The sequence below is a fragment of the Rathayibacter sp. AY1F4 genome (assembly GCF_002931775.1).
Classification (GTDB): domain Bacteria; phylum Actinomycetota; class Actinomycetes; order Actinomycetales; family Microbacteriaceae; genus Rathayibacter.
In genome coordinates this window covers 37,675-51,869 of record NZ_PSVE01000006.1, presented here as the reverse complement: position 1 = coordinate 51,869, position 14,195 = coordinate 37,675, and the positions used below count along the sequence as shown (strand labels likewise).

The following is a 14,195-nucleotide window of genomic DNA, read 5'->3' as shown; positions in this document are numbered from 1 at the left end:
GCGTCGAGCGCCCGACCTCTCAGCCCGCCAACCTCGCCATCCACTCCTCCACCGCGTCGGGCGTGCGCGGCATCGCCGCCGAGAGCAGGATCGACGACGTCTCCGTGACCACGAGGTCGTCCTCGATCCGGATGCCCAGCCCCCGCAGCTCGGCGGGGACCGTCAGGTCGCCGGGCTGGAAGTAGAGGCCCGGTTCCACGGTGAGCGTGTGGCCGGCCGCGAGCACTCCGCCGAGGTACGTCTCGTGCGGAGCGTGGTTGCAGTCGTGCACGTCCATCCCGAGCATGTGCCCGGCGCGGGAGATGCTCCACCGGCGGTGGTACGACGCGGACGGGGCCATGGCCTCGTCGACCGAGCAGCGGATCAGGCCGAGGTCGATCAGCCCCTCGGTGAGGGCTCGCCCGCACGCGTCCTGGTAGTCCTGGAAGCGCACTCCCGCGCGCAGGGAGTCGATGCCGGCCTGCTGCGCGCGCAGGACGATCGAGTACACGTCCCGTTGCAGCGGGGTGAACTCCCCGCTGACCGGGAAGGTCCGGGTGATGTCGGCGGCGTAGAGCGAGGGCAGCTCGACCCCCATGTCCATCAGGACGAGATCGCCCTCGGCGAGGGGCCCGGTGTTCCGCGTGTAGTGCAGGGTCGTGGCGTGCGCTCCCGAGGCGACGACCGATCCGTAGGCCGGCCCCTGTCCCTCGACCAGGGCGCGGCGGGCGAAGGTGCCCTCGAGGTAGCGCTCGCCGCGGGGCATCGCGCGGGCGACCTGCCACGCCTCGAGGCAGTCGTCGAAGCCCCGCGCCGTGCCGTCGACGGCGAGCTGCAGCCGTCCGATCTCCCAGTCGTTCTTGATCAGGCGCAGCTCGTCGAGCGTCGCCTTGAGCACGAGGTGCGGTCCGAGCTCCGGCCCGCCGATGCTCCGCACCAGCTCGTCGACACTCTCGTCGAGGGTGGGCAGCACGCGGATGCGCCGGGCCCGCCGCGCGGCCCGCTCCACGTCGCGGGTGAAGTCGGCCAGCGGCCGGGTCTCGATGCCCAGTGCCGCCTGCGTCTCGGCGAGCGACGGCCGCGGCCCGACCCAGAGGTCGCCGAGCGCGTCGTTCTGCCAGAACTCGTCGCCGTCGCGGCCGGAGGGAGCACGCAGGTACAGGATCGAGCCGGCCTCCCCTCCCGTCGTGTCGACGACGAGCACGCTCTCGGCGACTCCGTTGCCCGTCAGCCACACGTGGTCGGTGCCCGGGCGGAAGCGGTGGTCGCTGTCGTTCGAGCGCACCCGCGGCAGGCCGGCGGGGATGATCAGCAGCTCGGCGGGCAGCGCCTGCGCCAGTCGCGACCGGCGCTCCGCGGTGTAAGCGAGCACCGGGTCGTCCGGGTCGATCACCGGCTCCGGATCGGCCCAGCCGGCGGTCATGAACGCGCCGTCCCCGGGGAGCGGACTGCGGTTCACGGCCCTCGGCATGCTCCAGAGAGCGGACTCCTCGGCCCGCACCTCCTCCACCGCGCTCACGCGCCCGTCCGCTCCAGCGCGTCGGGCAGCTCCTCGAGCCAGGCCGCCCGGTCGGCGTCGAGCGGAGCCAGCGGCAGCCGCCCCAGCCCGTCCGGCAGTGGGATCGCCGCGAGCAGCGCCCGCGTGTACGGATGCAGCGGGCTCTGCCACACCGTCTCGGTGTCCCCCGACTCCACGACCCGGCCGCGGTACATCACGAGCACCCGGTCGGCGATGCGCCGCACCACCGAGAGGTCGTGCGAGATGAACAGCATGCCCGCGCCGGCCTCGACGCTGAGCGAGCGCATCAGCGCGGCGACGCTCGTCTGGGTCGAGGCGTCGAGGGCCGAGATCGGCTCGTCGGCCACGAGCATCCGCGGCCGCGCCGCCAGTGCCCGCGCGATGGCGATGCGCTGCTTCTGGCCGCCGGAGAACTCGTGCGGGAACCGGCTCGCCATCGCCGGGTCGAGCCCGACGCGGCGCAGCCAGTCGGCCGGGTCCGAGCCCTCGGCGCCCCTGGCGAGCGCCGCCCGGACGCCGTCGCCGATCTGCTCGCCGATGCGGCGACGGGGGTTCAGCGAGGAGTTCGGGTCCTGGAAGACCATCTGCACGCCGGTCATCGCCGGACTGCGCCGACGGAGTCCGAGCGCGGGCACGTCGACGCCGTTCAGGCGAACGTCCCCACCGCGGCGCTTCTCGATGCCGACGACGGCGCGCGCGAGGCTCGACTTGCCGCAGCCGCTCTCGCCGACCAGCGCCACGACCTCGCCGGCCGCCACCCGGAAGCCGACCCCGTCGACGGCACGCAGCGGCGGTCGCCGCCCGTACTCGACCACGATGCCGTCGGCCTCGAGAACCACTCCCGCGCTCATCGCGCACCCCTCTCGACGTCGCCTGCCGTGGCCACGCCCGGATCGTCCGCGGCGGCGGCCCTCTCGTGCCCCTCGACGAGCTCGGCGACCAGCTCCTCCGGGCTCTCCTCGAAGCTCGAGCCGGGCAGAGCCGCGAGCAGCGCCCGCGTGTACTCGTCCTCGGGCGCGGTGAACAGACGCTCCCGCGGAGCCGACTCCACGACGAGCCCCTGGCGCATCACCGTCACCTCGTCGGCCACGGCGCTCATCACGCCGAGATCGTGGGTGACGAGCAGGATGCTCAGCCCGCCGTCGTCGACCAGCTCCCGCAGCAGCTGCAGCACTCCGGCCTGCACGGTCACGTCGAGCGCGGTCGTCGGCTCGTCGGCCAGCAGCACCGAGGGCTCGCACGCGAGCGCCACCGCGATCGCGATGCGCTGCCGCTGACCCCCGGAGAACTGGTGGGGGTAGCGCCCGAGGGAGGCCCGGGCGTCCGGCACCCGCACCCGCTCGAGCAGGGCCTCGGCCCTCGACCGCGCGGCCTCCTTGCCGAGACCGAGGTGGTGGCGCAGGTGGTCGGTGAGCTGGCGGCCCACGGTGAGCTGCGGGTGCAGGCTCGTCGACGGGTCCTGGAAGACCATGGCGACCCGGCGTCCGCGCACCGCGCCGAGCACCTGCCGGGACGCGCCGACGAGCTCCGTCGTGCCGTCGCCGGTGTCGTCGGCGAGGCGGATGCTCCCGCTGGCCGTCATCGATCCGGGCAGCAGTCCGAGCACCGCCAGGGCGGTCATGGTCTTGCCCGAGCCCGACTCGCCGGCGAGACCGTGGATGCCACCGCGGCGCAGCGCCAGATCGATGCCGTCCACGACGGCGTGGCTGCGGGTGCGGATGCGCAGCCCGCTGATGGTCAGTGCGTCGCTCACAGCGTGGCGCCTCCTCCGCGGATCGTCTGCGACCGCGGGTCCAGGGCGTCGCGCAGGGCGTCGCCGACGAAGTTGAACGCGATGACGACGGTGAGGATGGCCAGGCCCGGGAAGACCCCGATCCACCACGCATCGAAGTTCTGGATGGCGTCCGACACCATCGAGCCCCACTCGGCGGTCGGCGGCTTCGCGCCGAGCCCGAGGAACGACAGGCCCGACAGCAGGAGGATGGCCGTGCCGATGTCGAGGCTCGCCAGGACGAGCACCGGGCCGACGATGTTGGGCGCGATGTCGCGGACGAGGGAGCGCAGCGGCGAGAAGCCGAGCAGCTGGCCGGACACGACGTAGTTCGACGAGCGGAGGCCGAGGACGAGACCGCGGGTCAGCCGGGCGTAGGACGGCCATGACACGATCAGCGCCGCGAGCACCGCGTTCAGGAGCGACGCTCCGAGCGCGGCCGCGATCACCATCGCCAGGATGACCGTGGGGAACGCCATCACGAGATCGGTGATGCGCATCGCGACCTCGTCGACCGCACGGCCGAAGAATCCGGCGACGGATCCGACGATCGCGCCGATCAGCACCGACATCACGACGAGCAGCAGGGCGAGCGGGATCGTGACCCGGGCACCCCAGATCACCCGCGAGAACACGTCCCGGCCGAGCGCGTCGGTCCCCATCAGCGTGCCCTCGCCGGGCGCCTGGAGGAGGGGCAGGTCCTGCGCGAGCGGATCGTGAGGGGCGATGACGGGGGCGAGCACGGCGATGAGGATCCAGAGCACGCCGACGGCGGCGCCGAGGAGTCCGAGCGGCGCCGACCAGCGGCCCAGGCGCAGGCGGGGGCGGCGCAGGCGGAGGCCGGGGGCGGCGACCGGGTCGAGCACTCCGGCACCGACGCCGTCGCGCGGACCGGCCGGAGCGCCGTCGCGCGGGTCGGACCGGGTGGTTCGCGGATCCGTCACGAGGCCAGCCTCACTCTCGGGTCGAGCACGCCGTACAGCAGGTCGACGATCAGGTTCACGAGCAGGTACATCACGCCGATGAGCAGACCGACGCCCATGATGCCGCGCAGGTCGAGGTGCGACGCGGCCTGGTAGGCGTAGGAGCCGATCCCGGGCCAGCCGAAGACCGCCTCGACGAGCACGGTGCCGCTGAGCAGGCTGCCGAAGGCGAGGCCCACGACGGTGAGGATCGGGATGCTCGCCCCGCGCAGCACGTAGGAGAAAGTGACCGCGCGGTTCGGCAGCCCCTTCGCGCGGGCGGCCCGCACATAGTCCTGGTCGAGGATCTCGAGCACCGCGGTGCGCACGAACCGGGTCAGCAGGCCCACCGTGTAGAGCGTCAGGACGAGGACGGGGAGGAAGAGGTGCGACGCCGCGTCGAGGAAGGTGTCGAGCTGGCCGGCGAGCAGGGCGTCGACCGTGTAGAGGCCCGTCACCGTCGGCGGCGTGGTGAAGTCGCTGCTCAGCCGGCCGGATCCCGGCGCGATCCGCAGCTGGAAGTAGAGGACGTAGTAGAGGACCAGCGCGAGCCAGAAGGTCGGCACGCTGAGGCCGGCCAGCGAGACCACGCGCAGCACGTGGTCGGAGGCCTTTCCGCGCCGGTAGGCGGCGACGGTGCCGAACAGCACGCCGATGATCACGCTGAGCACGATGGCGCCGAAGGCGATCTCGAGGGTGGCCGGCAGCGCCTTCGCCAGGTCGGCGACCACCGGGTTGTGCGTGGTGGTGGAGACGCCGAGGTCGCCGTGAAGCAGGTTGCCGAGGTAGGTGAAGTACTGCACGACGAGCGGCTGGTCGAGACCGTACTGGGCGCGGAACTGCGCGACGATCTCCGGATCCTCCGCAGCGCGCTGGCCGAGGGCGGCCGCCACGGGGTCGCCCGGCACGAGGTTGGTCAGGATGAAGGTGACGAGGGTCACGCCCACCACCAGCAGCAGCGAGGTGAGCACGCGGCGGAGCGCGTAGCGGAGGAACGGGTGGGCCGCCCGGCCCCCGCGCTGACGCGGGGTCCGGACGGCCGTCGTGGTGGTGGACACGGGCTACTGCGCGGTGAGGGCCGCGATGTCGATGGTCCACACCGCGTTGTAGACGACACCCGAGACGTCCTTCGCCGCGGCGATGTTGTTGCCGGGCTGGAGCAGCGGGATGAAGGGGCCATCGGCGTTCAGCGCGGTCTGCAGCTCCTCGAAGCGCGACTGGCGCTCGTCGTCACTGCCGCCGGTGGCCGCGGCGTCGGCCAGCGCCGAGATCGCGGGGGCCGCACCGTCGGTCCAGCCGGAGCGGAGGCCCACGACGTCGCCCGGGGTGAAGACGAGGTAGTCGCTCGGGTCCGGGTAGTCCGGGCCCCAGTACCAGAGGCCCATGGTCTCGGTGCCGTTGCGGTAGGCGTCGAGCTCGGTGGCGACGGGGGCCGGGGCGAGCTCGACGGTGATGCCGGCGTCCTTGAGCTGCGACTGGATGCGCTGCGCGATGGTCGGGAAGTCGATGCCGTTCAGGCTGATGTCGCTCGGGAAGTTGAGCGTCACGGACTCGCCGGCGTAGCCGCTCTTCGCGAGGTCCGCCTTCGCGGCGTCGAGGTCCTGGGTGAGCGCGCCGCTCTCGGGCAGGGCGCCGAGCAGCATGCTCGGGATGACGCCGGACGCCTGGGCGGTGCCGTTGCCGGCGATCGAGACGAGGTCGTCGTAGTCGACGGCCTCCTTCACGGCCTTCACGAAGTCGGGGTTCGACGTGATCGCCGAGACGCTCGGGTTCTGGTTGAGCAGGAGGAAGATCACGTTCGCCGACGGGTCGCTGGTCACCGCTACCGAGTCGCCGAGCGCCTCCGCCTGAGTGCCCGAGAGGTCCAGCGCGACGTCGGCGCTGCCGCCCTCGACGTTGATCTTCTGGGTCGCGCCCTCGACGTTCTGGATGACGACGCGGCCGTAGCCCGGGGCGTCGCCGTCGTAGTTCTCGTTCGCGGTCAGCACGACCTGCGAGGCGAGGTCGAGCGTGTCGAGCACGTACGGGCCGGAGCCGGCGGAGGTGGTGTTGAGGAACGTCTCGGCGGTGTCGGTCTCGTCGGTGGTGCCGCCGTTCTCCTTCACGACCTCCGAGTTCAGGATGCCGAGCGCCGGGTTCGCCAGGATCGCCGGCAGGGCGGGCGTGGGGTTCTCGGTGGTCAGCACCACCGTCGTGTCGTCCTTCTTCGTGACGGTGACGCCGTCGAGGAGGAACGAGGGGTTGCCCTTGAGGCCGATCACGCGCTGCAGCGAGAACACCACGTCGTCGGCGGTCATCGCGGTGCCGTCCGAGAAGGTGTGCTCGCCGTTCAGGGTGAGGGTGAAGGTCTTCGCGTCGTCGGACTGCTCGAGGCTCGCGAGGCCGTCGACGACCTGCGAGACGTCGCCGCCCTCGAAGGTGAGGAGGGTCTCGTAGAGCGCCTTGTCGACCATCTGGCCGGTCGGCTCGTACATGCGGCCCGGGTCGGCGGTCTTCAGGTCGAACGCCTTGTTGATGGTGAGCGTCGCGCTGCTGCCGTCGGCGGTGTCGACGCGGCCCGAGGAGCAGCCCGCCACCAGAAGGGCGAGGGAGACCGCCGCAGCGGCGATCACCACTCGCGTCGGGGCGGAGCGCGGGGTGCGGGTGGAGCGGACAACCATGGAGGCCTCCTGGCGAGGGTTCGGCTGGACGTGTTGCGAAACGATGGCACATCGCGACGCACTCCGTTTCCAGAGGGCCGCTATCGTGGACGAACTGCCGCCCGCAGTGACGAAGGAGTGGATTATGTCGATCACCGATCCGGCCGCCGGTGCGGTCGCTGGACAAAGCGCGGGCGGGCTCGACGAGCTCAATCTGCGCATCCTCGCCGTCCTGCGCGAGAACGGGCGCATCTCGATGTCCGCCCTGGCCGAGCGGGTGAACGTCTCGCGGGCGAGCGTCTACAACCGGGTCGAGCAGCTCACCGCATCCGGCGTCATCACCGGGTTCTCGGCCCTGGTCGATCCGGGAAAGGTGGGGCTCGACGTCTGCGCCCTGGTGTTCGTGACGGTGCACCCGCAGTCGTGGCACCGGTTCCGCGAGGGCATCCTCCAGATGCCCGACGTGGAGTACTGCTGCATCACGACCGGCGAGCACGACGCGATGCTCCTGGTCCGCTCGCTCGACATCGGCGGCGTGCACGACTTCGTCACCGGCGTGGTCGCGGCCCGGCCCGAGGTGAAGTCGGTGGTCTCGGTCGTCGTGCTCGACGAGGTGGTGCGGAAGGCCTATCTGCTGCCCTCCGACATCCCCGACCGCTCCGGATCGACGAACCGGCTCGGCATGACGCGGTTCACCACCGCGGGGAACGGCCGCGACGCGGCGCGCTGAGCGTCAGACCTCGACGCAGATGCTGACGTGGTCGTCGCCGTCGATCTCGAACTCCTCGACGAGCCGCAGCAGGCCCGTCCCGTCGAGCTCGACGCGGCTGCCCGCGGTGCCGCTGACGAGGGTGCCGCCGTCGATCAGCTGGTGCACGAAGGAGACCTGCAGGGCGTCACCCGTGCGCGTGCCGACGAAGCGGCCGAAGGTCACGGTGTCGCCGACGTAGTCGCCCCAGACCACTCCGTCGCGCTCGGAGTAGTGGAACCGCGACGGCGACTCCGGGTCGACCGCGCTGTTGGTCGAAGAGGTCATCACGAACTCGCGGCCGTCGAGACTGGGGGCGGTGGTGGCGTCGTTCACGTCATGGAGTATGCCGGAGGGGTCGAGGTGTCCTGACCGGGTGCCGATTTCGTCTCATCCTTCGGTTCCCGGGCCTCCAGAACTGGACGAATGCGGTGTCCGCGCACTCCTGAACGGTCTATTCGTCCGGGATCCACGGTTGCGGTCCGAACGACGTCGGTCGAACCGAGCCGAAGGCCCTCCGGCGCGGAGCGGCCGACCCCACGGACAGGACGTCGTCCGGTGCCTGCGAGGCGTCCGGACTTCCCGGGCCGCCTCGATGCTCCAGCGATTCGTCCGCGATCAGATTCTTTCCCGTACTCTCAAAAGCCGTACGGGGAATGAATCGGGGCTCATTCGCATCCGATTCGAATTCAGCATCTTGGGGGCGCAATGGATCCGCAGCAATCGGTGAAGAGTGATCGCGCCCTGTGCGCCAACGCGAGGAGCGACGGATGACGGGATCGAGCACGGCAGGGGCCGTCGTGAAGCGCCCCGAGTCGCGAGAGTGGATCGACTTCGCCAAGGGCGTCGCGATCAGTCTCGTCGTGCTCTACCACTCGTCGTTGTTCCTGGGATTCTTCGGCCTCGAGGGGTACGTCCCGAAGCTCCGCACTGTGCTGCTCTACTTCCCCATGCCGGTGTTCTTCTTCATCGCGGGCCTCACGGCCGCCCGGATGCTGACGTGGACGTTCGCCGAGCTGTGGCGCCGCCGGGTCCTCGCGCTGGTGTACCTCTATCTGCTGTGGTCGTTCATCCGGGTCGTCTTCTACCTCATCGTCCCGTTCTCACGGTCGGAGGCCACCTCACCGACGGACCCGCTCAACGTGCTGGTGCTCCCCATCCTGCCGTCGAGCAGCTACTGGTTCATCTGGGCTCTCGCGATCTTCAGCATCCTCGCCTGGGCGATCCGCAAGGTGCCCCGGTGGATCCAGCTCTCGGTGGCCGGGCTGCTGTCCGTCGCGTCCACGACCACGGGCCTGCTGGACACCGACAACATCGGCTGGGACCGGGTGCTCCAGAACTTCATCTTCTTCCTCGTGGCGATGTTCATCCCCCGCACGTTCTACCGCTTCGCCGCCCGCGTGAAGGTCTGGCAGGCGCTCGCGCTCGCAGTGTCCTACATCGGCATCATCGCGGTGATCGTCGCCTTCGACGCCAACCGCATTCCGGGCGTCATCCTGATCGCCAGTTCGGTCGCGATCGTCCTGGGGATCGCCGGCTCCCAGTACCTCGTCAAGGTCCGCGCACTGAAGATCTTCGTCACCATGGGGCAGCAGAGCTTCCAGATCTATCTCCTGCACCTCTTCGTGATCGCTGTCGTCGTCGCGTTCGTCCCCCTGCTCGGCGAGACGAATGTCCCGACCGGCCCGGCGACGGTCTTCCCGTTCGCCCTGACGGTGTTCTCCCTCTGGGCGTCGCTGTTCCTCTTCCAGTCGCTGCGGCGCTTCTCCTGGTTGTGGGTGAGCCCGTTCAGCACCGGCAAGTCCCAGAAGAAGCGCCTCGCCGCCAAGGAGGCGAGATCGGCCGCGGTCCAGCCCACCGCGGTCGAGTCCGCAGCTCCTGTCGCCCCGGCCGACGAGCCCGCTGACGCAGGGAGCGCGGGCAGACCGGAGAAGGACTGACCGGCGAGCACCTCCCGGGCGACTCTTCGGGCGACCCTTCCAGGCCCGAGTCGTCTCGGGCGCTGGTGAGTCCGCCTCAGACCGGGCCGGCCCGCGCTGCTCGGTCTCGGGCGAGCCGAGGGAGCAGTCGGACGAGGACGACCATGCCGACGAGTTCCACGAGGGTCTGCGTGACGACGACGACGGGCGCGAGCGACAGCGGTGCCGGGAGCGCGAGTGCGAGGGGCAGCACGACGAGCGAGTTGCGGGTCACGCCGCTGAACACGAGGGCGCGCGTCGCGGGCACGTCGAGTCGGAAGACGCGTCCAGCACCCAGCCCCAGAGCGGTCATGACCACGAGGAATCCCGCGTAGAGCGGGACGAGAACGAGAAGCCGGCCGGCCGAGGCGCCCACGGCGCCGGACTGGGAGGCGACGACGGTGAAGAGCGTGGCCGTCATGAGCGGCACCATGAGCCCGAGCATCGTGGACTCGACGATCCGGCCGGACACGTGTCGGCGCGCCAGGGCCTGCACCAGCCCGGCCGCAGACAACGGCACCACGATCAGCAGCAGGAACGCCCGCGCGAACGGACCGGCGTCGACCACCGCCACCCCCGCAGGACCGATGAAGAGCAGCAGATACACGGGGAGGAGGAGGATCTGCGCGAGCATCAGCAGCGGTGCGGCGGCGAGCAGCCGGTCGGACGCCCCTCCGGCGAGCCCGGCGAACACGATCACGTAGTCGATGCACGGCGTCAGGAGCACCAGGAGGACCCCGAACAGCAGCACCGGAGTGTCGGCGACGAATCGGGACAGCCCGTAGGCGACGAGCGGCACGACGACGAAGTTCAGCACACCGACCGCGGCGAGGAAGCGGCCGTCGCGCAGAGACCGTCCGATCGCGGCGAACGGGACCCCGAGGAACGTGGCGAACAGCAGCAGCGCGAGCACCGGTTCGATCGCGACCTCGAGGTGGTGCGCGGCGGGCAGCAGCAGTCCGAGAGCGGCGCCGGCGGCGATCGCGGCGAGGTAGAGCGGGATCTGGCGGTGCTCGAGCCAGGCGACGAGCGCTCTCACGACAGCAGGTCGGCGAGAAGGAGGGGCACGGGTGCAACGGTAGAGGTCCGAACCGCTTGAGGGTCGAGCGGGGGGGGGTGAACCAGTGACGACACGTCGATCGGGGGCCCTCCGTGAACCTCGAGCACCGGTGCTCCCTCGACGTGCTCGCATCTGCCAGCCGTTCGAAGCGGCCCGCAGGTGCTGTTCAGCCGCTCGTCGCGGCGGAGGGGCTTCTCCCTCGACCCCGCCCCGGTGAACGGACCGGGCCGAGGCCCTGATCTCCCCGATGCTCGACGACGGCGATTCGACCGTCTCGACGCGGAACGCCGGAGTCCAGGCGGAGCTCCACGTCTGGCCCGGCGCGTTCCACGGGTTCACCAGCATGATGCCCGGCGCCGAGATGTCGCGAACCGCCGTCTCCGCGCTGGCCGGGTGGACGACGCGCCTTCTGAGCGGACGACCGTGACACGACTAGCGTCCCGCGCTCCTGCGCTCGCCGGATCCGGAGACCACCATCGATCGCGGGCCCACGACGGCGTCGAACGGGGCTCGTGCAGGACGGTCGCCTGTCGGAGGGGAGATCAGGAGGCGGGTGCCGGCAGCAGGCCCGCCTGCTGCTGGAAGGTCAGGTCGTCCTCGAGGTGCCAGTCCTCGACGATCCGCCCCCTCGCGCCGACGTGCTGGATGTCGATCGCGCCGAACTCGATCGGCTGGCCCTGGCCCTGGACTCCGCCGGAGACGCCGGTGAAGTGGCCGGTGAAGGTCAGGCGCGCGGTGAAGGTGTCGCCCGTGACGTACAGGTCGTCGAGCGAGCACGCCAGGTCGGGCACCGCCGCGCGGAACTGCTCCGAGGCGGTGATCGGCCCCTCGACTCCCTGGGGTCGCCCCGTCGGGAGGGTGCGGTCGAGGAAGGAGTCGTCGACGGCGAGCTCGAGCCAGGTCTCGTCGCCCGTGTTCCAGAAGGAGTAGAGCTGTTGCGCGCGGAGGACGACGGGTCGGCTCGCTTCGACGCTCGAGTCCCCCAGATGCACGGTCCCGGGCTGCACGAGGCCGTCGTCGCCGCTCACCGCCGCGGCCGGGTCCTCCGTCGCGACCGTGCTCGCGCAGCCGGCGGTGGCGAGGAGTGCGGCGAGACCGACGGCGAGGAGGGGTGCGCGGCGGTTCATGCGAGCCGCCCGCCGCCGTCGACGTGCAGCGTCGTCCCGGTCACGAACGTGTTGTCCATGGCGAAGCGCACGGCGGACACGATGTCGTCGACCGAGCCGATCCGGCGAGCAAGATTCCCGGCCGCCGTCTCGGCGAACATCGCTGATTTCTCCTGCTCGCCCAGTGCGTCCCAGGCGCCGGAGTCGATGATCCCCGGCGAGATCGCGACGGCGCGCACCGGGGCGAGCTCGACCGCGAGCGCCTCGACCAGGAAGGAGACCGCTCCGTTGGTCGTCGCCATCACCGCGAGCCCCGCCGACGGCCTCCAGGCGGCGACACCGGAGAAGAAGAGGAAGCCGCCGCCCGGCCGGACGGAGGACGCGAGGTGCTTGGCGAACAGGATCGGCCCGATGACCTTCGCGTCGAACGCCATCACGACGGCATCGCGCTCCAGCCCGGTGACCGGGCCGTTCGCGTGCGCCGCCGCGAACGAGACGACGAAGTCGAGGGGCCCGAGATCGGCGGCCGCCGCGATGCTCGACTCATCGGCGAGATCGATCCGGACGGACCGGAGCCGGCCGCCGGACTCCCCCGCGTCGTCACCGAGCGCCTCCGGGTGACGTCCGCCGACGATCACTTCGTCACCTCTCTCGAGCAGCTCGCGCACGAGAGCGCGGGCGATGCCGGATCCCCCTCCGACGACGAGCACGCGGTTCTTCTTCTCGTTCATGGTGCCTCCCTGTCGAGGAGCCGGTGCGGCTCCTTCGTTCGTGACAACCAGGGGACGGACACCATCAGTCCATAAACGACTGTCGCATATCTGAGGTCAGGGATAGGGTCCGTCTATGCCCAGTCTTCGAGCCCTCGAGGTGATGGTGACGCTGGCGCGGGTCGGATCGATCGGCGCGACCGCGCGCGCGCTGCACCTCTCGCAGCCCGCGGTCTCCCACCAGGTCGCGTCCCTCGAGCGCGAGGTCGGGGTGCCCCTCGTCGACCGGAATCCGGCCGGCGCGACCCTCACCCGGTACGGTCGCGCGCTCGTCGAGCACGCCCGCCTCGCCGTCGACGCCGCCGAACGCGCCGTGGCGGCCGCGCGGACGGCGGACGCGGAGCAGCCGATCCGGCTCGCCGTCGCCGAGAGCTTCACCCTGCCCTTCCTCGTCCCCGTGGTCACCCGGTGGAACGCCGACGGACGCACGCCGCTGCAGCTCGTCGAGACGACCAGCGCCGCCACCTCGATCGACGACCTGCGCGCCGGCCTCCTCGACCTCGTCGTCGTCCCCGGGCCGGCGACGGTGGACGGACTGCACGTCGAGCGCCTCGGGACGGAGGAGATCGTCGTCGTCGGCCGGCCCGCCGGAGAGGTCTCGGCGGGCCGGCTCCCCATGGCCGAGCTCGGTGAGGCGGGAGGCTTGATCGGCGTGGACGCGTCGAACGGGTACGGCGCCTGGCTGGCCGAGCGGCTCGCGGGAGCCGGAGTGCTCGTCTCCTACGCCCTCCAGACCCGGTCTGTGCAGCAGGCCGCCGCCCTCGCCTCCGCCGGTGTCGGGGCCGCCCCCGTCCCGCGGAGCGCCCTCGCGCACGGGATGGTCGCCGTCGGACTGCACCCGCCCCTCGAGCGCACCGTCCTGGCCGTCACTCGTGCCGTACCGGACGCCTCGGTGGCGGCACTCGTCGACGCCCTGAGACGCAGAGTCGCGAGTGCGACCCGCGCCGAGCCGGATCGGCTGTCGGGTGGCCGACCGGTTCGTCGTGTCGGACGCAGGGATCCGCGACCGCTTCCCGCCGTCGGCGCCCCGGCCACGCGTGCGCTCGAGGACGGGGGCGTGCACGATCTGGACGACGTGAGGCGGGTGGGCCTCGACCGTCTCGCGACCCTCCACGGAGTCGGGCCGAAGGCGCTCCGGCTCCTCCAGCAGGCCCTCGACGCGGACGATCCCGCTCCGTAGCGATCCCTTCCCCGCACGGTCGCCTCGACCCAGAATGGTCGGAGGCTCGGCGCGCCGGTTCCCGGGGGCGATCCGACCGCGGAGGCGGCCGCCGGGGGAACGGTGGTCGGATGGACCAGGAGGCGCGATGAAGATCATGCTCGTGATGCGGTCGGACGGCAGCTACGCCGGGGGCGATGCGCCCGAGGACTACGCGGCCTGGGCGGACTACGACGCGTCGCTGAAGGCGGACGGCGTCCTCGTCGACTCCGGACGCTTCGCCGACGCCTCCGGGGACGTCGCCGTCGAGACGGATCTGACCGCGGCGCGAAGAGAAGGCGGCACTCCGGCCCCGTCCCGAGCGGAGGAGCGGTCAGCCCTCGTCGGCTACTACCTGCTCGACTGCCCGACCCGGGACGACGCCGTGCGGTACGCCCGACGCGCCCCCCTCTACGGCTCGGTCGAGGTGCACGAGCAAGCGCAGTACTGAGCCCAGCGCTGCGGCCGCTCGCGGCGGCCCCGGG

15 protein-coding genes are annotated in these 14,195 nt (G+C 71.4%); 5 read left to right on the top strand and 10 right to left on the bottom strand.

The window, feature by feature from the left end; all coding sequences use genetic code 11:
- Positions 1–19: 19 nt before the first annotated feature.
- Genes C5C59_RS05100 through C5C59_RS05075 form a run of 6 tightly spaced genes read right to left on the bottom strand, consistent with a single transcriptional unit; the run spans position 20 to position 6,891 of the window.
- On the bottom strand, positions 20–1,498 hold the full coding sequence (locus C5C59_RS05100) for an aminopeptidase P family protein (RefSeq protein ID WP_219813999.1): 1,479 nt from the start codon (positions 1,496–1,498) through the stop codon (positions 20–22).
- Positions 1,495–2,349 carry an ATP-binding cassette domain-containing protein gene (locus C5C59_RS05095; protein ID WP_104239496.1) on the bottom strand — a complete coding sequence of 285 codons (855 nt, stop codon included), beginning with the start codon at positions 2,347–2,349 and terminating at the stop codon, positions 1,495–1,497. The genes C5C59_RS05100 and C5C59_RS05095 overlap by 4 nt, the downstream gene beginning before the upstream one ends.
- Positions 2,346–3,251: an ABC transporter ATP-binding protein gene (locus tag C5C59_RS05090; RefSeq protein ID WP_104239497.1), complete on the bottom strand. Its 906-nt coding sequence runs from the start codon at positions 3,249–3,251 to the stop codon at positions 2,346–2,348. Before C5C59_RS05090 ends, C5C59_RS05095 begins: the two co-directional genes overlap by 4 nt.
- Positions 3,248–4,213, bottom strand: coding sequence for an ABC transporter permease (locus C5C59_RS05085; protein ID WP_244230527.1), 966 nt, complete (start codon positions 4,211–4,213; stop codon positions 3,248–3,250). The genes C5C59_RS05090 and C5C59_RS05085 overlap by 4 nt, the downstream gene beginning before the upstream one ends.
- Positions 4,210–5,289 carry an ABC transporter permease gene (locus C5C59_RS05080; protein WP_104239498.1) on the bottom strand — a complete coding sequence of 360 codons (1,080 nt, stop codon included), beginning with the start codon at positions 5,287–5,289 and terminating at the stop codon, positions 4,210–4,212. Before C5C59_RS05080 ends, C5C59_RS05085 begins: the two co-directional genes overlap by 4 nt.
- 3 nt (positions 5,290–5,292) lie before the next feature.
- On the bottom strand, positions 5,293–6,891 hold the full coding sequence (locus C5C59_RS05075) for an ABC transporter substrate-binding protein (protein WP_104239499.1): 1,599 nt from the start codon (positions 6,889–6,891) through the stop codon (positions 5,293–5,295).
- Positions 6,892–7,015: 124 nt separating this feature from the next.
- Between C5C59_RS05075 and C5C59_RS05070 the strand changes: the two genes are divergently transcribed.
- A complete protein-coding gene (locus C5C59_RS05070) occupies positions 7,016–7,600 on the top strand; it encodes an Lrp/AsnC family transcriptional regulator (RefSeq protein WP_104239500.1) in 585 nt (194 codons plus the stop codon).
- A 3-nt stretch (positions 7,601–7,603) separates the two neighbouring features.
- On the opposite strand, the gene C5C59_RS05065 is transcribed toward C5C59_RS05070, so the two are convergent.
- Positions 7,604–7,954 carry a hypothetical protein gene (locus C5C59_RS05065; RefSeq protein WP_258062595.1) on the bottom strand — a complete coding sequence of 117 codons (351 nt, stop codon included), beginning with the start codon at positions 7,952–7,954 and terminating at the stop codon, positions 7,604–7,606.
- Positions 7,955–8,388: 434 nt separating this feature from the next.
- On the opposite strand from C5C59_RS05065, the gene C5C59_RS05060 reads away from it, so the two are divergent.
- The gene (locus C5C59_RS05060; RefSeq protein WP_104239501.1) at positions 8,389–9,558 is read left to right on the top strand and encodes an acyltransferase family protein; all 1,170 of its coding nucleotides are present in this window, start codon (positions 8,389–8,391) and stop codon (positions 9,556–9,558) included.
- A 76-nt stretch (positions 9,559–9,634) separates the two neighbouring features.
- Here C5C59_RS05060 and C5C59_RS05055 read toward each other — a convergent pair whose 3' ends face one another.
- On the bottom strand, positions 9,635–10,615 hold the full coding sequence (locus C5C59_RS05055) for an arsenic resistance protein (protein ID WP_258062594.1): 981 nt from the start codon (positions 10,613–10,615) through the stop codon (positions 9,635–9,637).
- A gap of 268 nt (positions 10,616–10,883) precedes the next feature.
- Between C5C59_RS05055 and C5C59_RS05050 the strand changes: the two genes are divergently transcribed.
- Positions 10,884–11,063, top strand: a complete 180-nt coding sequence (locus C5C59_RS05050; RefSeq protein WP_181134826.1) for a hypothetical protein — start codon at positions 10,884–10,886, stop codon at positions 11,061–11,063.
- Between the two features lie 115 nt (positions 11,064–11,178).
- Here the strand turns inward: C5C59_RS05050 and C5C59_RS05045 are convergent, their stop codons facing one another.
- Positions 11,179–11,763, bottom strand: coding sequence for an ester cyclase (locus tag C5C59_RS05045; RefSeq protein WP_104239503.1), 585 nt, complete (start codon positions 11,761–11,763; stop codon positions 11,179–11,181).
- A complete protein-coding gene (locus tag C5C59_RS05040; RefSeq protein WP_104239504.1) occupies positions 11,760–12,473 on the bottom strand; it encodes an SDR family oxidoreductase in 714 nt (237 codons plus the stop codon). Before C5C59_RS05040 ends, C5C59_RS05045 begins: the two co-directional genes overlap by 4 nt.
- A 115-nt stretch (positions 12,474–12,588) precedes the next feature.
- Between C5C59_RS05040 and C5C59_RS05035 the strand changes: the two genes are divergently transcribed.
- Entirely contained in the window at positions 12,589–13,692 is a 1,104-nt protein-coding gene (locus C5C59_RS05035; RefSeq protein ID WP_104239505.1) for a LysR substrate-binding domain-containing protein, read from the top strand.
- Between the two features lie 127 nt (positions 13,693–13,819).
- Positions 13,820–14,161 (top strand): YciI family protein, encoded by a 342-nt coding sequence (locus C5C59_RS05030; protein WP_181134825.1) that lies wholly within the window; start codon positions 13,820–13,822, stop codon positions 14,159–14,161.
- The last annotated feature ends 34 nt before the right edge of the window (positions 14,162–14,195 follow it).

Coding starts and splice junctions, on each gene's coding strand:
- C5C59_RS05095 (WP_104239496.1), bottom strand. CDS start 2,349: ATGAGCGCGGGAGTGGTTCTCGAGGCCGACGGCATCGTGGTCGAGTAC.
- C5C59_RS05075 (WP_104239499.1), bottom strand. CDS start 6,891: ATGGTTGTCCGCTCCACCCGCACCCCGCGCTCCGCCCCGACGCGAGTG.
- C5C59_RS05070 (WP_104239500.1), top strand. CDS start 7,016: ATGTCGATCACCGATCCGGCCGCCGGTGCGGTCGCTGGACAAAGCGCG.
- C5C59_RS05060 (WP_104239501.1), top strand. CDS start 8,389: ATGACGGGATCGAGCACGGCAGGGGCCGTCGTGAAGCGCCCCGAGTCG.
- C5C59_RS05050 (WP_181134826.1), top strand. CDS start 10,884: ATGCTCGACGACGGCGATTCGACCGTCTCGACGCGGAACGCCGGAGTC.
- C5C59_RS05045 (WP_104239503.1), bottom strand. CDS start 11,763: ATGAACCGCCGCGCACCCCTCCTCGCCGTCGGTCTCGCCGCACTCCTC.
- C5C59_RS05040 (WP_104239504.1), bottom strand. CDS start 12,473: ATGAACGAGAAGAAGAACCGCGTGCTCGTCGTCGGAGGGGGATCCGGC.
- C5C59_RS05035 (WP_104239505.1), top strand. CDS start 12,589: ATGCCCAGTCTTCGAGCCCTCGAGGTGATGGTGACGCTGGCGCGGGTC.
- C5C59_RS05030 (WP_181134825.1), top strand. CDS start 13,820: ATGAAGATCATGCTCGTGATGCGGTCGGACGGCAGCTACGCCGGGGGC.